3 protein-coding genes and 1 pseudogene are annotated in these 3,715 nt (G+C 40.6%); all 4 read right to left on the bottom strand.

All coding sequences use genetic code 11. From position 1 onward, the window contains the following. A pseudogene (locus tag RIE73_RS33950) lies at positions 1-162 on the bottom strand (gamma-glutamyltransferase); the annotation flags it as partial. A 7-nt stretch (positions 163-169) separates the two neighbouring features. Continuing rightward, the gene (locus tag RIE73_RS33945; protein WP_446405364.1) at positions 170-754 is read right to left on the bottom strand and encodes a hypothetical protein; all 585 of its coding nucleotides are present in this window, start codon (positions 752-754) and stop codon (positions 170-172) included. A 238-nt stretch (positions 755-992) separates the two neighbouring features. Continuing rightward, entirely contained in the window at positions 993-2,330 is a 1,338-nt protein-coding gene (locus tag RIE73_RS33940; protein ID WP_446405363.1) for a DNA methylase, read from the bottom strand. Between the two features lie 139 nt (positions 2,331-2,469). Further along, positions 2,470-3,384 (bottom strand): branched-chain amino acid transaminase, encoded by a 915-nt coding sequence (locus tag RIE73_RS33935; protein WP_446405362.1) that lies wholly within the window; start codon positions 3,382-3,384, stop codon positions 2,470-2,472. Positions 3,385-3,715: the final 331 nt, after the last annotated feature.

Here is a 3,715-nt window from a genome sequence, read left to right as displayed (position 1 = left end):
CGCCATGGCTAACGCTGCATCAATAGCATTTCCCCCTGCCCAAATCATCTCCATCCCCGCTAATGTGGCGAGGGGTTGGCTAGTGGCGACAGCGCTATGCTTACCCATAATCACCCGTCGCGTTGAAGGGTAGGGGTAGTGCGTTAGAGAGTTTGGCGGCATCTAATTATTAAGCTACATCCTGACCAACACTGGTCAACGGTTCAGGAACAGTCTCTGTCTCGATTTCTATGGCTATGCTATAAGAAAGGAACAGAGGAAGTACGATTCCCGCCTCTTGCCAATCGGTCAATGTTCCTGTATTGACCTCTCCGTATGGTGATAATAGCACCTCTCCGGCACTATTCAGCGGATTCAAACCATCACTTATCCCTAAATAGAACGTCTGGTTATCAGAAAACTTGAACCCGACTTCTCCAATGCCTGCGGCTAGTCCGTTGCCCTGTTCGTCAAATAAGAACAACGACAAAGATGATAGAGATGATAAAGATAATAAGGGATTTTGAGCAACACTAAATTTAAAAAAGGCTTGGCGTTCCGATTCAAGTTGGTAGAGATCGATATCTGCCAAACTCAGCAAACTGCCCTCAATTCTGTCAATCCCTGGCACGACGATTGGACCTTGAGCCGAGGGAATCAGGTGTCCTGCATCCACATCTTCAACAAAGGTTGATTCTGAGGTGGTGTTGTCTAATTCTCTGGGACGAGTCTCCCCACCTATCAACGTCGTTAATAATGATTTAAAATTTATCATGAATCAAGTCAACCCAATGCATCCGTTGCTTAACCTTAAAATCATTTTTTGTCTTTGTCCGTTGATTTTATTGATTTTTAATTAAATTTAATTTAACTTATTGTTTTAGGCGATAAATGTTTACATTCAGAAAAGTGCCCTCACTGATAAGTGGGTAGACACAATTAAAGTTAACGGTTGAGATTAGGAAGGATCAGGGAACAGGGAACAGTAATGGTTTGAGGGCAATTTACAATAGTCATGTTTTGTTTTTTTGCAAGACAACAACAGTATCATGCTTAATTGTTCCAGCCCAATTCACATTCCTTGGTAAGTTAAGTCGGCGATTTTTTAGCAATAAGTGAAATTGAAATAATTTAACAAAGCCAATTTCTTCTGCCATTTCCGTTAAAAGTTTAGCTACTGGAATCTCGACTCCACAAATTTTGCTAATATCGCCAATGGCAAAGCAATAATAGCCACCTAAATCAAGATGATTAAAGCAGCTTAAAAAATGCGCTTTCATATCCATAAAGTATTTATAAACAACTCTTGCTCTAAGCTGATTTTGTCCTTTGCTCGCTTGATATTGCGTACCGTGGTAAATATCAGCAATCAAATCATCGAGATAGGGATTTCCGGTTTTTCCTAATTGGCAATGCTCTTTTCGGGGAATTCTTTCTGTGCCAATTTCTTGAGTATATAAATCAAGTCTGGCGCGATCATTACTCACCAATCCTAACCAATGCAACTCAAACTTTGAAGCCCAGACATAATCAATAGCATTGATATAAGGGGGCGAAGTAATAACCGCATCACAAATCCAATCGCCTGTAAGCTTAACCGCTGTTTTTGAATTTAATTCAATGGCATTTTGAAAGGAGTTATTTAAGACAAACTGCCATTCACCAATTGCTTCTAATGCTTTATCAAGATAGTCTTTAAAATACCGATAAACATCTTCGCGAGAACGCTGAGGAATTTTTTTTACATTCGCTCGTTTGGCGGCGAGAATCATCCCATCATTCATATCAGATGTTTTTCGGACTGTCGAAGCAAAAACCAGCCAAAATAAAGGTTGTATGGCTTCCGGAACTTGAAAAATTTGCGATCGCAGGCTTTCTAATCCAGCTTGAACAGGTTTTTGAAACCAAAAATATTTATTGGCAAAATTAACGGTTTCTAATGAGTTTTTTAGGGTATAAGCATTTTGCAATATTTGCTCGGCATAGTCTAGAATTTCGGCTCCATCATAGATCTGGGTTTTCACGCGACAGATCAGGCGACTTAAAGGATGATAGTCAAGCCAATAAACGGATGCACCTTGTAATAAACTTTCAATAATTGTTGTTCCTGAACCCGCAAATGGTTCTAATATTTTGCATTTTTCTGTGCCATATTTCCTTAAAAACCAATGCGGGATTTCTGGAATAGATTTTGCTGGCTGGAAACCAAGGGAATGAATTTTGAGTGATGGTTTTCGTTGTAAAGAAATCAGAGCATTTTCAGGGATATCGATAGGAATTTCGCCCTCAAGATGTAAGTAGGAGGGTTGGGGTGTAGGATTGTCGGTTTCAAACAATGAAAGTTGTTTCATACTTAATCTAGATTAACTACCCCCATGTTGGTAGGGGCAAGGCATCTGGGAGTAAGCTAAGACGCATTTAAATTGTATATTCCCTATTGCCTGTTCCCTGTTCCCTGTTCCCTTCCCCCACCCCAAGACTCAACTACTCCTATCCTAGAGGAACAACATACACCCAATCTTGATAATTGGGATCGCGATTTTCCGTAATGGCAATCAGTTGATCTCTGATTTTTTGGGTGATTGGTCGAGTTTTCGGTAATTCATAATTCTCAACCCGTTTAATTGGAGTAATTTTTGCGGCTGTGCCACTTAAGAACGCTTCATCGGCAATAAATAACTCTGATTTATCCACCGGACGTTCGATTGTGGGGATACCTAAATCCTTTGCCAAGGTGAGGATACTGTCTCTGGTGATTCCTTCTAAAATATCTTGGTCATATCCCGGCGTAATTAGTTCTCCATTCCGCACCACAAAGATATTCATCCCGGATGCTTCACAAATTTTTCCCTGGGAATTCATTAATAAGGCTTCATCAAATCCGGATTCTACGGCTTCAGTTTTGGCTAGAGATGAGGTGATATAAGCACCACTAATTTTACCTCTCAAGGGCAAACTGTGATCTGCTTGACGATACCAGGAACTAATCCGACAACTTACGCCATCTGGGGATAAATAATCACCCAGTTCTAATCCATAGACAAAGAAGTCTTTCTCAATCTTATGTAATCTGGGGGCAATGCCTAAATCGGAGGTATAAATAAAGGGTCGAATATAAAACGAGGTTTTAACTTGATTTTTCTTGACAAAATCTACAATTATGCTTTGAATTTTATCAGCGGCTAAGTCATAATGTAAATATCTGGCACTGTCGCTTAATCGTTTACAATGACGGTCTAAACGAAATAGGAGAATTTGGTCGGGGTTTTGCGGATCAGGAATTCCGCGCAATCCGCCAAACGCGCCTGTCCCATAATGCAGTGCATGGGTAGCAATGGAAATTTTGGCATCATTGAAGGGAAGAAATTGGTTTTGAAAGTAAGCGATTGGCAGAAATTTATGCATTTTTAAACTAGCCAGTTAAGAGTTCTGGAAGGTATGGTTATCGATTGTACTACACTAAGTGATTTTGCCAGAGACTAGAACATCGATTTAGGCGTAGGGGTGGGTTTCACTATTCAGGACTTACGCAGGTACATCATATATGGTGGCAATGGTGCGTTACACTACGCTAACGCACCCTACTGGCGTGACCCAGCTAAAATTGTGCAATAGATTTTACGGTTAGAATGGGCGCACGCCGTGCGCCCCTACAATTCTAATTCACCATTTTAGGTGGGTCAGCCCACTACTGGCGTGGCACAGCTAAAATTGTGGAATAGATTTGACGTTTAAA

The sequence above is a fragment of the Coleofasciculus sp. C1-SOL-03 genome (assembly GCF_040220555.1).
GTDB lineage: Bacteria > Cyanobacteriota > Cyanobacteriia > Cyanobacteriales > Coleofasciculaceae > Coleofasciculus.
The sequence above is the reverse complement of the archived record's forward strand: the minus strand, read 5'-3'. Positions and strand labels throughout refer to the sequence as shown.